The organism is Vibrio gazogenes (genome assembly GCF_002196515.1).
GTDB classification, from domain to species: Bacteria; Pseudomonadota; Gammaproteobacteria; order Enterobacterales; family Vibrionaceae; genus Vibrio; species Vibrio gazogenes_A.
Genome location: NZ_CP018835.1, coordinates 2,517,210 through 2,531,633, shown reverse-complemented (window position 1 = coordinate 2,531,633; position 14,424 = coordinate 2,517,210). Strand labels below are relative to the sequence as shown.

12 protein-coding genes are annotated in these 14,424 nt (G+C 47.2%); 6 read left to right on the top strand and 6 right to left on the bottom strand.

The genetic code is table 11. The features are described 5' to 3' along the window. Positions 1–13 precede the first annotated feature (13 nt). The 5 genes from aceE to xerD form a co-directional block, all read right to left on the bottom strand. Complete coding sequence (gene aceE, locus BSQ33_RS11530) at positions 14–2,674, bottom strand: pyruvate dehydrogenase (acetyl-transferring), homodimeric type (protein WP_021020563.1); 2,661 nt, start codon at positions 2,672–2,674, stop codon at positions 14–16. A 65-nt stretch (positions 2,675–2,739) separates the two neighbouring features. Then, positions 2,740–3,510, bottom strand: a complete 771-nt coding sequence (gene pdhR / locus BSQ33_RS11525) for a pyruvate dehydrogenase complex transcriptional repressor PdhR (protein ID WP_021020562.1) — start codon at positions 3,508–3,510, stop codon at positions 2,740–2,742. 320 nt (positions 3,511–3,830) lie between these two features. Beyond that, entirely contained in the window at positions 3,831–5,570 is a 1,740-nt protein-coding gene (recJ, locus tag BSQ33_RS11520; RefSeq protein ID WP_088134133.1) for a single-stranded-DNA-specific exonuclease RecJ, read from the bottom strand. A gap of 323 nt (positions 5,571–5,893) precedes the next feature. Continuing rightward, the gene (gene dsbC, locus BSQ33_RS11515; protein WP_088134132.1) at positions 5,894–6,628 is read right to left on the bottom strand and encodes a bifunctional protein-disulfide isomerase/oxidoreductase DsbC; all 735 of its coding nucleotides are present in this window, start codon (positions 6,626–6,628) and stop codon (positions 5,894–5,896) included. 14 nt (positions 6,629–6,642) lie between these two features. After that, the gene (gene xerD / locus BSQ33_RS11510; RefSeq protein WP_420070633.1) at positions 6,643–7,497 is read right to left on the bottom strand and encodes a site-specific tyrosine recombinase XerD; all 855 of its coding nucleotides are present in this window, start codon (positions 7,495–7,497) and stop codon (positions 6,643–6,645) included. A 254-nt stretch (positions 7,498–7,751) separates the two neighbouring features. Between xerD and fldB the strand changes: the two genes are divergently transcribed. Then, positions 7,752–8,270 (top strand): flavodoxin FldB, encoded by a 519-nt coding sequence (gene fldB, locus BSQ33_RS11505; protein ID WP_088134131.1) that lies wholly within the window; start codon positions 7,752–7,754, stop codon positions 8,268–8,270. Positions 8,271–8,304: 34 nt separating this feature from the next. Here fldB and ampD read toward each other — a convergent pair whose 3' ends face one another. Continuing rightward, positions 8,305–8,850, bottom strand: a complete 546-nt coding sequence (ampD, locus tag BSQ33_RS11500; protein ID WP_021020557.1) for a 1,6-anhydro-N-acetylmuramyl-L-alanine amidase AmpD — start codon at positions 8,848–8,850, stop codon at positions 8,305–8,307. A 145-nt stretch (positions 8,851–8,995) separates the two neighbouring features. On the opposite strand from ampD, the gene nadC reads away from it, so the two are divergent. The 5 genes from nadC (at position 8,996) to BSQ33_RS11475 (ending at position 14,348) form a co-directional block, all read left to right on the top strand. After that, a complete protein-coding gene (nadC, locus tag BSQ33_RS11495) occupies positions 8,996–9,886 on the top strand; it encodes a carboxylating nicotinate-nucleotide diphosphorylase (protein WP_088134130.1) in 891 nt (296 codons plus the stop codon). Between the two features lie 151 nt (positions 9,887–10,037). Beyond that, complete coding sequence (locus tag BSQ33_RS11490) at positions 10,038–10,604, top strand: hypothetical protein (RefSeq protein ID WP_157721384.1); 567 nt, start codon at positions 10,038–10,040, stop codon at positions 10,602–10,604. 182 nt (positions 10,605–10,786) lie between these two features. Next, a complete protein-coding gene (locus tag BSQ33_RS11485; RefSeq protein WP_021020554.1) occupies positions 10,787–11,227 on the top strand; it encodes a pilin in 441 nt (146 codons plus the stop codon). An 84-nt stretch (positions 11,228–11,311) separates the two neighbouring features. Then, complete coding sequence (locus tag BSQ33_RS11480; RefSeq protein ID WP_198298099.1) at positions 11,312–13,144, top strand: GspE/PulE family protein; 1,833 nt, start codon at positions 11,312–11,314, stop codon at positions 13,142–13,144. Continuing rightward, positions 13,122–14,348, top strand: coding sequence for a type II secretion system F family protein (locus BSQ33_RS11475; RefSeq protein ID WP_198298098.1), 1,227 nt, complete (start codon positions 13,122–13,124; stop codon positions 14,346–14,348). Before BSQ33_RS11480 ends, BSQ33_RS11475 begins: the two co-directional genes overlap by 23 nt. Positions 14,349–14,424 lie beyond the last annotated feature (76 nt).

The following is a 14,424-nucleotide window of genomic DNA, read 5'->3' as shown; positions in this document are numbered from 1 at the left end:
TTTTCTACCTCAATTAAGCGTATAGCGGATTTGTTTTTTCAGTATCAATATCGAACTTCTTAATCGCTGCTGTCACAACAGATTTCTCGATATCGCCTCGTTTTGCCAGTTCATTCAATGCTGCAACGACGACATAACCTGCATTCACTTCGAAGTGACGACGCAAGTTTTCTCGGCTGTCAGAGCGGCCGAAACCATCAGTCCCCAGCACTTTATAAGATTCAGCAGGCACATAAGCGCGAACCTGTTCGGCATAATTTTTCATGTAGTCTGTTGCTGCGATTGCAGGCTCAGAACCCATGACAGTACGGATATAAGGTACTTTTTCTTCAGCTTCAGGGTGAAGCATGTTGTCACGCTCACATGTCTGACCATCACGCGTCAGCTCATTAAATGAAGTGACGGAGAAGACATCAGAAGCAACACTATATTCTTCACTCAGAATCACAGCCGCTTTACGGACTTCATTCATGATCGTGCCAGAACCCATCAACTGAACTTTGCCTTTGTCACCCGCATGCGTTTCCAGCTTATAAATCCCTTTACGAATGCCTTCTTCGGCACCTTCTGGCATTGCTGGCATTGCATAGTTTTCATTCATCAGTGTCAGGTAGTAGTAAACGTTTTCTTGTTCACCATACATACGACGGATACCATCTTGAATGATGACTGCCACTTCATAAGCAAATGTCGGGTCATAAGAAACACAGTTTGGAATCGTGCTAGCCTGAATATGGCTGTGACCATCTTCGTGTTGCAGACCTTCACCGTTTAGCGTTGTCCGTCCGGCTGTTCCACCTAACAAGAAACCACGTGCTTGTTGGTCGCCAGCCATCCATGCCATATCACCAATACGTTGGAAACCGAACATGGAGTAATAGATGTAGAACGGAATCATCGGTAAGTCATTGGTGCTGTATGATGTTGCAGCTGCAACCCAAGATGACATTGCACCCAGCTCGTTGATCCCTTCTTGTAATACCTGACCTGAAGTATCTTCTTTATAATAAGAAACCACACTCCGGTCTTCCGGTGTATATGTCTGACCTTGTGGGTTATAGATACCAATTTGACGGAACAGACCTTCCATCCCGAATGTACGTGCTTCATCGGCAATAATCGGAACAATATGCTTACCGATACTTTTATCTTTCAGCAGAATATTCAGCGTACGGACAAACGCCATGGTCGAAGAAATATCACGTTTCTGTTCTTCCAGCAGCGGCTTGAATTCATCCAGCGCTGGCGTCACCAATTCTTGGGTAAACTTCGGCAGACGTTGTGGGGTATAACCATGCAACGCTTTACGGCGGGCATGTAGATATTCATGCTCTTTTGAACCTTCTTCCAGCTTCAGATAAGGCAGAGATTTCACCGCTTCATCGGAAACCAGATCTTGTAGGCCTAAACGATCGCGCATTTTCAGAACATGGGTCATATCCATCTTCTTCACTTGGTGCGCAATGTTTTTCCCTTCAGCCGCATCACCCATGCCATAACCTTTTACGGTCTTAGCAAGAATCACGGTTGGACGGCCTTGAGTATCCTGAGCATTTTTAAATGCAGCAAACAACTTCGATGTATCGTGACCACCACGTTTCAGGGCGAAGATTTCATCATCGGTCATATCGGCAACCAGCGCTGCTGTTTCAGGATATTTACCGAAGAAATGCTCACGAACATAAGCACCATCTTTTGACTTGAATGTCTGGTAGTCGCCGTCAATGGTTTCATTCATCAACTGCAACAGCTTGCCAGAAGTGTCTTTTGCCAACAGAGAATCCCAGTTGTTGCCCCAAAGCACTTTCACGACATTCCAGCCGGCACCGCGGAAGAGACCTTCCAGTTCCTGAATGATTTTACCGTTACCCATGACCGGTCCATCCAGACGTTGCAGGTTACAGTTGATCAGGAAACAAAGGTTATCCAGCTTTTCACGCGCGGCAAAAGAGATTGCACCACGAGATTCCGGCTCATCCATTTCACCATCACCAAGGAAGGCATAAACACGCTGTTCAGAGGTATCTTTTAAGCCACGGCCATCAAGATATTTCAGGAAACGCGCCTGATAAATTGCAGAGATAGGTCCAAGGCCCATTGATACCGTTGGGAACTGCCAGAATTCAGGCATCAATTTAGGGTGCGGATAAGATGGAATCCCTTTGCCATCAACTTCTTGACGGAAATGATCGAGTTGCTCTTCAGTCAGACGACCTTCAACAAAAGCACGAGCATAGATTCCCGGAGAGATATGACCTTGGTAGTAAACCAGATCGCCACCATCTTTTTCGTTTGGAGCACGGAAAAAGTGGTTAAAGCATGTTTCATAAAACGCAGCTGAAGATTGGAATGAAGCCATATGGCCTCCCAACTCCAAGTCTTTCTTCGAAGCACGAAGAACAATCATGATTGCGTTCCAGCGAATAATTGACCGGATACGGCGCTCAAGTGTTGTGTCGCCGGGATAGGCAGGCTCCTGATCGGCAGGAATTGTATTGATATAGTTTGTTGTAACACCTGTTGGCATATCGACGCCATCAATACGTGCTTTCTCCAGAACTTCTTCTAAGAGAAATTGAGCACGTTCAACGCCTTCTTCACGGACAACTGACTCAAGGGCTTCTAACCACTCCTGAGTTTCCAGTGCATCTACGTCATGCTTCATGTCAGACATGCGATCTTTCCTTTTGTTGGTTTGATCAAAACAAATCAGTAATAAAGACCATTTGACTAAGGTAGTCAGTTAGACTTATTACCTTGCTGAATCCGACGTAACGAACGTTCTCGTCGAGTCTGTTCACGCGTAAGGTCCAGCAGTGTTTCTTCAATATAGGCGAGGTGAGAATGCGACATTTCACGAGCTTTTTCAGGTTCCCCGGAAACGATAGCATCTACGATACTTGCCCTATGTTTACTCACTTTCTCCACCACTTCAGGGCGGCGGTGTAATAATTTAAAATTCTGTAATACATTTTGCTCAAGCAGCGGCGCCAGACTACGAACGATATGTAGCAAAACCACATTATGTGCAGCTTCGGTCAGTGCAATTAAAAATTCGACAACACTGGATGATTCTTCTGCGATATTTTTTTCTGCTTGTTTTTCGCTGATTTTATCCAGACAGGCCTGAATTCGCACAAAATCTTCTTCTGTACCACGCAGAGCTGCAAAATAAGCTGATATCCCTTCCAGAGCATGGCGGGCTTCAAGTAAATCTAATTGAGTTTCAGAATGGCTAGATAATAAATCGAGTAAAGGATCCGAGAAACTTGTCCCTATACTGGCAGTCACAAATGTTCCTCCGCCATGGCGACGAGTCAACAAACGTTTCGCTTCAAGCCGCTGAATGGCTTCTCGGACGGATGGACGGGATACATCAAACTGTCGGGCTAGTTCTCGCTCAGGAGGAAGTTGCTGCCCAGGCGCCAATATTCCTTCCACAATCAGCCGCTCTAATTCTTGCTCTATCACATCGGCAAGTTTTGGCTGACGAATCCTTTGATAGGCCATACTTTTTGTTCTGCTATATTGTTATATTTTCATCTAGTCAATTGGTAATACCAATTCCCAACTGGTGCAGAAATTAACATATTCAAAAGTTGCCTGTCCAGATAAAATTTGACCCAAATCATGGAACCCATCACAATTAAACATACTAGCAACAATATTCATTCATAATTGCTAATAAACAGAGTGACATACGGTGATAAATTCATCAGAACTGACCAATGAGATGCGGCGATCAGCACCCAGATTATCCGGAAAACGTGAAGAGGAAATGAAGATGATTCCGCAAGCGAAATCATCTCATAAGAAGGGAAACAGACACACTAACGAGCTTCAATATGATCGACAATCAGCTGTAACGACTGATTACCACGAAACTCATTAATATCCAGTTTATAAACGATATGCACGGTTTTGACGGATCGATCTGGCCAACGGCGAACATCGACATTGAATGCAATCGCATCGATCATTTTATGCGTGGTATGTCCCAGATAAATCGGCTCAAGCATGAGTTTCAAATGCTTTTCTGCGACCAATTTCTGATCCAGCACTTTAAATTCACCATCAAATAGTGGCTCAGGAAATGCTTGTCCCCACGGACCACCGGCTCTGATCGTTTCCGCGGTATACATAGAAAACTCCTCTGGCAGCAGTTCTCCGTCAGACAAAAGCACGCCTTTAAGTGCTGATTCGTCAAGGTTATCGCGAACCACCCGATCAAACTGGCAAGAGAAATGTTCAAAGTCACTGGCTTTGATTGACAGCCCTGCAGCCATGGCATGTCCGCCAAATTTCAGGATCAAACCGGGATGCCGGGTATCGATTAAGTCCAGCGTATCACGCATGTGCAGACCGGGGATTGAGCGACAAGATCCTTTGAGTAAACCGTCTCCGGCATCCGCAAAAGCAATGACTGGCCGATGATAAGAATCCTTGATTCGAGAGGCCAGAATCCCGATCACGCCTTGATGCCAGTCTCGTTGAAATAATGCGATACCGAAAGGGAGTTCACTGCCCTCCCCTAATTTCAGTCGCTCGCAAAATGCCATCGCTTCTTGTTTCATTCCCGACTCGATCTCTTTACGAGTCTGATTCAGCGCATCCAATTCACTGGCCATTCTCCGTGCAGCATGAATATTGTCACACAACAACAGTTCAACACCGAAGGACATGTCATCCAGCCGACCTGCGGCATTGATTCTCGGCCCTAAAGCGAAGCCGAAATCAGCAGCAACCAGATGACGAGCGTCTCGTTTAGCAACTTCGATGAGCGCCTGAATTCCGGGTCGCACATGCCCGGCCCGAATCCGTTGAAGGCCTTGATGGACCAACACACGATTATTCTCATCGAGCGGCACCACATCAGCGACGGTTCCCAGTGCGACCAAATCCAGCAATTCCATTAATTTCGGTTCCGGTATACCTTGCTGCCCAAACCAATTTTGCCCACGCATGGCAACACAAAGCGCCATCATGAGATAGAAAGCCACCCCGACACCCGCCAATGCTTTTGAAGGGAACGGGCAACTGGGTAAATTTGGATTCACCATCGCATCCGCTTCAGGCAACACATGACCCGGCAGGTGATGGTCAGTCACGATCACCGTCAATCCCTGCTGCTTGGCATAACGAACCCCTTCAATCGAAGAAACCCCATTATCAACCGTCATGATCACTTCAGCATTCATCGCCAATGCCTGATCAACAACCTCCGGACTCAAACCATACCCATCATCAAAACGATTCGGCACCAGATAATCGACCCGATGACTTCCCATCATCCGCAGTGCCAAGACCGATAATGCCGAGCTGGTTGCACCATCAGCATCGAAATCACCGACAACGATGATTCGTTGCTGACGCTGTATGGCATCAAACAGAATGGCAACCGCCCGCTCAATTCCGTCAAGCAACTGGTAACTGTGTAAAGATTTAGCACTCTTCTCCAATTGGCTGACATGCTGGACACCACGCCCAATATACAAACGTCTCAGAATCGGAGGAATGCTATCCGGTAACAAGGAAATATCAGCGACAGGTCTTCTTTTTACTTCAATCATTTTTCTCTTCAATCATTGTTCACGACAAGATGATTCGGATACACAGATCATACCATGCTGACAAAGGATCGGTTCAGACCATCGTTCTCCCGACGAATATCCATGGCCTAAGCCATAAATAACCAGAGAACTCAATAGACTGAAAAGTGAATCGCCTGAGAAATATAAATGCCATTGAAATGGGAAGGCCATTCCTGCCGACATTTTCCTTGAATGACGCCGATTGAAGACACTCTGAATCCTGCATCTTGAGGTTACTTGGGTATAAATGGCCCGAACAAGCTCGGGCCAAATCGGTCTGTGCGGAGGAGCACTTGTATCGTTTAGATCGCTTTTAAATGCTCAAGTAATTTCTCTGGCGGTAAGTAGCCACCGATCATCTCTCCGTTCGGTAGGAAAATTGCTGGTGTCCCGCTAATGCCCAATTCCCGGCCAAGCTGATAATGATTGGCGACTTCCTGTTTACACTTGCCTATATCACCTTCTGGCTTCGCAATGTCGCGATTGATTTTGGCATTATTCAGTGCTTTCGCCGGATCATCGGCACACCAGATTGCAGCCATTTGCTCGGCAACCTGTCCGCTCGGTCCTTGACGCGGGAACGCCAGATAACGGATCGTGATCCCTAAATCATTATACGCTTTCAACTGACTGTGCAGACGGATGCAATAACCACAGGTAATATCCGTAAATACCGTGACCACATATTTTTCATGATCAGCTTTATACACGATCATCTGATCTTTCATTTGTTCAATTCGTTTGGCATTAATCGGTGCCTGACGTTTTGCAATCACATCTTCATACTGACCGTTGCCTTTCATTTTATACAGGGTTCCGGCGATGAAATAATCCCCTTTGGGAGAAGCAAACAGCACACCATTGGTGGTTTGAACTTCGACCAGACCATCAACATCAGCAGGGACAATGTCCTTCACACTCAATCCCAACGACTGGAATCGCTGCATTAATGCCTGTTTATCAAATGAATCAGCGGCTGACGCTGCCAGAGAGAAAAATACTAAACCTAATAAAACTAATTCGCGGATTGCGCGCATCATTGTCACCTTACTTAAGCCCTTGGATGATGTTCGTTGTGGAGCTGTTTTAATCTTTCAGTCGCCACATGAGTATAAATTTGCGTTGTCGATAAGTCACTATGCCCCAACAACATCTGTACGACCCTGAGATCTGCACCATAGTTCAGTAAATGAGTTGCAAATGCATGCCGTAGCACATGGGGCGATAACATGTCCGTATCGATACCTGCCTGAACTGCGTAATATTTAATCCGGTACCAAAATGTCTGACGCGTCATCTGACGGGCCCTGCGGCTAGGAAACAAGACATCAGATGAATGCTCACCCAACAAAATGCCTCTCCCTTGCTGCAAGAATGTCTGAATCCACTCAATAGCATTTTCGCCCATCGGTACCAGCCTTTCTTTGCCACCTTTACCGAATACTCTGACCACCCCCTGCCTCAGACTAATATTCTCCATCGTCAGCGTGACGAGTTCCGTGACCCGTAATCCAGTCGCATACAACAACTCCAGCATGGCTTTATCACGTAACTCGACGGGATCGTCAGGATTTGGGGCATCCAGTAATGCTTCCACCTGAGCTTCACTCAAATCCTTCGGTAAGCGTTTCGGTAACTTGGGTGTCACCAGCAAAGCGCTCGGATCATCCGTTCTGATCTTTTCACGATTCAAATATTGAAATAAACGACGAATCGCAGAAAGCATTCTGGCTCGGGATGTCTGTTTATAATTTTCATCCACCAGCCAAGCTTGAAACGCCTGTAGTTCAGGCGTCAGAACGGACGCAAGTCGATAGTCGTGACGCTGCATCCAACGCAACAGTTTTTCCAAATCATGACGATAAGATGCCAACGTGTTTTCCGATAAACCACGCTCCATCCACATCGCATCCAAAAACTGTTCAACCCAGCGCTGATCAGCAGCAAAAATCTCAGACACTATCAACCTCACTTTCATTTCAACTGCCCTTAATACCATAGAATCATCTTCCGACAGAAGAAACATCACCAAAAACAGATCAATTTTATCGCGAATCACTCATCTTGAGCTCGTCGGGGGATAGCGTTAGAATCCGACAACCTTGAGCACGTTGGCATACATTGATTTGCTGGAATAATTGATTTGCTGGAATAATTGTTATGAAGATTGGTCTTTTCTACGGTTCCACCACCTGTTACACCGAAATAGCAGCCGAAAAAATTCGCACGATGATCGGTGAAGACATCGTCGATGTACACAACGTGAAAGATATCCCTTTAACGCGAATGCAAGACTACGATCTGCTGATCCTCGGGATCTCGACTTGGGATTTCGGTGAAATTCAGGAAGATTGGCAAGCAATCTGGGATCACATTCAACAGCCGAATCTGGCCGGAAAGTATATTGCGCTCTATGGACTGGGGGATCAAGAAGGCTATGGTGAATGGTATCTCGATGCCATGGGATTGCTTCATGATGAACTACAACAATGCGGCGTCCATTTTATTGGATATTGGCCGAACGAAGGCTACAACTTCGATGCATCGAAAGCACTGACTGAAGATGGCCGCTATTTTGTCGGTCTCGCGCTGGACGAAGACTCTCAATACGAACTGAGCGACGAGCGCATCGCAAACTGGTGTGAACAAATACTTGTTGAATATCATGATGCGCTTTAGGGCGTATCATCTTCATCTCAGCATATCACTGACATTATTTTTTCAGCATGTGTCGATAGCGACGCCAATCAAAAGTTAACCCCGGATCTGTTTTGCGTAGCGGTGCAATATACTGATGACCGGTAATACGTTGCTGGGAGATCTGCGGATAGCGCGCTAGGATGGCTTGGGTTAACGTTGCCAGAGACTGGTACTGCGCATCGGTATAAGCGGTAAATTCGGTACCTTCCAACTCAATACCAATCGAATAATCGTTGCAGCGAGCCCGTCCGGCAAACGAAGATGCACCAGCATGCCAGGCTCGATCCAGAAAAGAAACAAACTGAATCACATGGCCGTCACGTCGAATCAGACAATGCGCAGACACCCGAAAATCAGCAACAACTTGAAAGAAGGGATGTTGTTCTGCCTGTAGTTTGCCCTGAAAAAGCTGCTCGATGTAAGGCCCGCCAAATTGCCCCGGTGGTAGTGTGATATTGTGGATCACCAACAAGGATATATCCTCAGGGCTTTCCCGTTGGTCATAAAACGGAGAAATCACTTGCTGAGCTTTATCGTACCATCCATTCGGATCGATCATTCCTGCATCCTCTCACTGCTTTTGTTTCGAATTTTACGCAAATTACCGGAAAATTCGAACACAATGGCTGAATTTCACATCCGGTCATCGTATGATGCCGCATCTATATCACTAAAAATGTCTAACCAACAGCGAAAGATCGTCGATGAAAAACAGCCATAATAGTCAGGAACGCCTCAGCTACCTCAAACAGCAGTTGCCTCTCGATATTACACGAGTCGTCAGAGAAACCCTTTATGAAGATCTGGGTGGCACGGTTGATCCAAGTGCCGACATTACAGCCAGTCTGATTCCGGCAGATCAACAGAATACAGCCACAATCATCACCAGAGAAGCCGGTGTATTTTGTGGTCAAGCTTGGGCGGATGAAGTTTTTCTGCAACTTGGTGGCAGCGTGACAATCGAATGGCATGTCCAAGATGGTGATCGCGTCGAGCCCAATCAAACCCTGTGCACCCTGCGCGGCCCCGCTCGGGTATTGTTGACCGGTGAACGAAATGCCATGAACTTTATTCAGACATTATCCGGTTGTGCTTCCAAAACTGCCCAGTATGCAGCGATGCTTCAGGGCACTGAATGTCGTCTGCTCGACACGCGAAAAACCGTCCCCGGACTGCGTAACGCACTCAAATATGCCGTCACCTGCGGCGGTGGATTGAACCATCGCATCGGGGTGTTTGATGCCTATCTGATCAAAGAAAATCATATTATCGCCTGTGGCGGAATTGCCGCTGCCATTCACACAGCAAAACGACTCAATCCCGGCAAACCCGTCGAAGTTGAAACTGAATCGCTGGCAGAGCTGCAACAAGCGATCGAAGCTGGTGCCGATATCATTATGCTGGATAATTTTGACTGTGACATGATGCGAGAAGCGGTACGAATTAATGCTGGCAGAGCTGCGCTGGAAACCTCGGGCAATGTGACTCTGACAACCATTCGTGAATATGCCATGACGGGCGTTGATTATATTTCTGTCGGGGCGCTCACCAAACATATTCAGGCGCTCGATTTATCGATGCGTTTTCAGGGATAGCAAGAGACGGTACCCTGTATATATCCCTTCAAGTTCATCAAGCATGCAGGAAAAGATAAAAAGTTCTGAACACTGACACACGGATTGTGTCTATTCATTCAGAATGCTGAATGTTCACGGTGAACGAGTACAGGATAAAATCACAACTGATATGATCAATGTAAAATCCCTGCTGCGTGCGACAAGCACGAAAATTGTCCTGCTGTTTCTGCTGATGATCTCGATTGGTCTTTGGCTGACGTCTCATTATCTGCTGACATTTCAGAATAAAGAAATGGACTGGGAATGGTACGATATCGGCGGTGTGCAGGTCACACGAACCTCGGATACCCATCAGTTACTGTTTCGCCGTGTTTATCCTTTTCAGCAAGCCGTTCTCTTTACCTCTCTGACGCTGGACAACCGCTTTGATCTGTTCACGATCTTCCAGCGCTCATGCACGCCAGATCAAACGTATACTGTCACCGTCCATCGTGACAAAGGGCCACAACAATACCCACTCATCTGCGATGAAAATGGCAGTGAACTCTCTTTTCGCCTGGTCATGACGACACCTCAGCCGTTATCCATCACCTTCAATCAGCAGTCGATCACTTTTCAGCCCCGCAACTGGGCATTGGCATTTCTGAAAAAAGACCAGTTCATTCAGAAAAATAAGCACTATTTCTGTACGAAAAAACACTTCGATGCCTGCGAATATGAGTGGTCCAGAGACTAACGCAAACAGGTTCTCACCCAATATTCGCACAAAAAATGCGGACTCTGTCGAAATATTCTGAGACTTATATGTCAGTCAGGAATGAGCGCTCTAGCGCTCTCCCGCATTCACAAATCCCCCCCGTTTCAATAACCCGCGACCGAATTATGCTGTGCTCCGTTCACTAACAACGGAGATCTTTTATGCCCTCAACAACCAGCCGACAACTTGGGTTTACCTTGGTTGAATTAATGATTGTCGTCACCATTATCGGCATTCTTTCTTCCATCGCTGTTCCGGCTTACCACAACTACATCCAGAAATCAGAAGTCACCGCAGGTGTCAGTACCACCAGCGCACTGACAACCAATATCGATTTATTCATACAGGAAAACGGCCAATTTCCGTCCCCAACAGAACTGAGCGAGATTGGTGCCAGTGCCACGATGAGCGCTTTGGGAACGCTATCGCTACTTCCGGATCCCGAGGTCGCGGAGCAAGGTGTGCTGGGGTTCGAATTTAATGACACAACTTCGGTTTCCGGGAAAAAAGTGCAATGGCAAAAAAGCATGACCACAGGATGGCAATGCCTTCAGAATGCGGCAGAACACATCAAAGGGTGTCAACAAGGCTCGATCATGTAAGACACCATCATGTTAGCCCCCCTCGATATGCCAGATATAGCCCAGACGGATAACCATGAACCAGAACGATCAGAGGCTCAAACCATGAGTATATTACTTCGGCTTCTCCACTCAGAACGCCACCTGACGCAAGAACAATTCACCATGATGACAGAACAATGCGGTCATCATGCAACCGCGCCACTGAGAGTCCTGTTAGATTCTCAACTGATGACCACAAGACAAATAGCAGATTTCATTGCCCAACATCTCAAACTACGGCAAATCGACATTCACGCTTACGCTTATACAGAAATTTGTCAACAATTAGAGATCAGTGATCTGATGCTGCTTTACTTGGCCCTGCCCCTATCAATTCAGCAAGAATGGCTGACACTGGCTGTCGGAGATCCAACCATCCCTCATCTTCGCGAAGATTTTCAGTTTGCCACCGGACTCAATATTGATGTGGTGGTTGCTGATGCAGAACAGTTACAAGCAGCGATCGCACACTACGAATCCAGCGACAAAGGCGGCCATACTCTCCCCGCTCAAGACCGATTGGATGAATACGTGATTCAGGAGGCGCATGATGATTACCAGACCACGGATATCCAGCCTAACGATGCCCCTGTCACGCAATTTATCCTACAGCTCATTCAGGAAGCCCATAAAAGACACGCTTCAGACATTCATTTCGAACCTTATGAAAACACTTATCGGATTCGCATGAGAATCAATGGATTACTGCTGACGACGCATACGCCATCAAATAAAGTCAGCCGCAGACTCGCATCTCGGCTCAAAGTATTAGCCAATTTAAACATTGCGGAACGTCGTTTACCGCAAGACGGACGGATCAAGCTCGGTGCTTTATTGACAATCGATGTCGATCTCAGGATCTCAACGCTGCCGACCCAGTGGGGGGAAAAGATTGTCATTCGGCTCCTCAATAGCCATCAAATGGCGCTACACCCGGATCAACTGGGATTCTCTGCGGTTCAACATGAGATATTTCTACAAGCAATTCAACATCCTCAGGGCATGATCCTGATTACCGGCCCGACCGGCAGTGGCAAAACGGTGACTCTCTATTCCGCACTGACTTGGCTCAACGATGAATCACGCAATATTTCAACCGTAGAAGATCCAATAGAAATCGCACTCTCCGGCGTCAATCAAATTCAAGTCAACGACAAAATCGGGATGTCATTCAGCCATATCCTCAGGGCGCTACTCCGGCAGGATCCTGACACACTGATGATTGGTGAAATCCGAGATCCGGAAACCGCAGAAATCGCTTTTCGGGCAGCGCAAACGGGACATCTGGTGTTTTCAACGCTGCATACCAACTCAGCACATGAAGCCTTGACCAGGCTCCTCTACATGGGACTGGAAACCTATCATATCCTGCCGACCATTCGTCTGGTGGTGGCTCAACGGCTACTCCGCAAGCTTTGCCCACACTGCAAAGTCGCCGTACAGCTGGCTCCTGAGTTGTACCAACGCTGGCCCATTTTAAATAACGGACAAATTTATCAGCCATCAGCGCAAGGCTGTCACGCCTGTATTGCCGGCTATCAAGGCCGCTTCAGCATTTATGACATGTACCAACCCACCCAGCTCACTTCCTTCTCAGATACTGCCTTCTCAGATGCTGGTTTCTCAGATAAAGCATCTCATCCAGTGGAAAAACACATACCATCTCCGGGAAACAGCACCACCTCAGGTCTGTGGCATGAAGGGTTAGAGAAAGTCCGTCAGGGTGTGACCGCTTATGAAGAAATCGTCCGGGTGCTGGGAACACCACCAGCCGAGGCCACCAAAGTCTGTTCAGCAACACCATCAGCACCACATCAGCCGACCTCATCTCAACATGCCGCAGAATCTCAATACACCACAGACAGAGGAGACAATGATGTCGTCCCCGACGCCTGAACTTCATCGCTATTACTGGCAAGGGATTCATCTCAACCAGCAACGCAAAGCCGGACATCTGTGGGCCTTCTCTCAGGAAGAAGCCCTCCGTCAGTTGCAACCAACATTGACGGCTATCCATATCATTCGCCCAGCACCGCCCAATCGACTCACCCGGTGGCTCAATCGTGCTCGCGTGAAAGATATTACAGACCTCGTACGGCAACTGGCAATCATGCTGAATGCAGGGCTTCCCATTGTTCAAGCGCTTCTTTTGATGGCCACACAATTCTCACGTTTTGGCGGAAAACTGATTGTATTACAAGCACACGATGCGCTGATGAACGGTGCATCAGTCACTGATGCACTCCAACAAAGTTCATCTGCTTTTCGCGGTCTGTACGGTGACATGCTCCATGCCGGTGAAATGACTGGGCGAATTGCGGAAACGCTGGCTCAAATTGCCGACTACCGGGAAAAGCACGCACAGCTGCGCGCAAAAATGATCAAAGCGGCAACCTATCCGTCGATTGTGCTGGCGAGCGCACTGCTACTCACCACCCTGATGTTAACCAAAGTCATCCCTGAATTTGCTCAGATGTTTGCCCATATGCACGCTGAGTTACCTTGGCTGACTCGCCAGGTTTTGCTTGTATCGGATATGTTACGATTCTGGGGGAAGTGGACTGTTGCTTTAATGATCGGTATGAGCTGCCTGTTAAGATGCTTCTGGCGTCGCCTCACAAGGCTCCAGACAATGGTTGAAATACTCCAGCTCAAACTACCGCTGTTCGGACCATTGAGAACAAAAGCAATCATGATTCGTTGTTGTCGCACTCTGGCAACCTGTTATGATTGCGGCATTCCTTTACTGGATAGCCTGAAAAGCGCACAAAATATTGCAGGGTCGCTGCGGTATCGAGCTGCATTAGACACAGTTTTGGCACAAGTATCTGCCGGAAGCAGCCTATATGTAGCAATGCAGAACAGTCACCACTTTCCTGAATTTGTCACACAGATGGTATTCATCGGAGAAGAATCCGGTACATTAGGTCAAGTGCTGACCAAAGTAGCCCAACAATACGAACAAGACATCGATCAGTCGATTGAACAGCTCGGAGAAATGATTGAACCCTTATTGATCGTATTGCTTGGCGGCTTGATCGGCGGGTTAGTCATCGCAATGTATTTACCTGTCTTTAACTTAATGCAGGTGATGGGATAGTATAATGCCCGCCATTGTCTACTCAGATAGACTCTGAGCCATCGGTCTGAATTGAAACCACCTCGTTAAACGGGGT